1 protein-coding gene is annotated in these 217 nt (G+C 49.8%); it reads right to left on the bottom strand.

The window, feature by feature from the left end; translation table 11 throughout:
* The coding region (locus tag LJE08_RS14775) for an ATP-binding cassette domain-containing protein (protein WP_227403685.1) at positions 1–194 on the bottom strand (194 nt) is incomplete at its 3' end.
* Positions 195–217: the final 23 nt, after the last annotated feature.

The following is a 217-nucleotide window of genomic DNA, read 5'->3' as shown; positions in this document are numbered from 1 at the left end:
ATCACGTCTGGATTTTCCAGCAGCATTTTGGCCAAAATAATTTTTGAGCGCTGGCCGCCACTCATTTCGGAAACGACATGGTCCTTACCAATGTCATTTAGCCCCAGCCCATTCATAACGCGCTCAATTTTGGTTTCGACCTCGTAAAAGTCAGCCGCGTCCAAACGTTCCTGCAGCCGGCCAGCTCGTTCCAAAAGGCGATTATCCATTTCCGTGG

The organism is Holdemanella sp. DFI.5.55 (assembly GCF_020593575.1).
Lineage (GTDB): Bacteria > Bacillota_I > Bacilli_A > Erysipelotrichales > Erysipelotrichaceae > Holdemanella > Holdemanella hominis.
Note: the sequence above shows the minus strand (reverse complement) of the source record. Positions and strands in the feature narration are given on the sequence as shown.